The sequence below is a fragment of the Paraburkholderia sp. SIMBA_053 genome (assembly GCF_046534895.1).
GTDB lineage: Bacteria > Pseudomonadota > Gammaproteobacteria > Burkholderiales > Burkholderiaceae > Paraburkholderia > Paraburkholderia caledonica.
On record NZ_JAWRXU010001736.1, the window covers coordinates 1 to 235 of the forward strand.

A 235-nucleotide genomic window follows, 5' to 3' on the forward strand; every position below is an offset into this window, starting at 1 on the left:
GCGGCCCCGCAGCCATTGCGCGAGCTTGCGATGACGCGCGGCATCGGCAGGATCGAGCCGCGCTGCGCGTTGCAGTACGGCGATCGCCGCGTCCACATCGCCGCTCGCATGCAGCAGCGTCGCGAGACTGTCGTGACTGTCGACGCGGTTCGGATCGAGCGCGATCGCACGACGGAACGCGGCAATCGACTCGTCCGCGTTGCCTCGCCCCGCCTGCGCACGCGCGAGATTGCTG

General features: G+C 70.2%; 1 protein-coding gene. It reads right to left on the minus strand.

Annotated elements, in window-relative coordinates:
- The coding region (locus tag SB753_RS41460; RefSeq protein WP_410805741.1) for a tetratricopeptide repeat protein at positions 1-235 on the minus strand (235 nt) is incomplete at both ends.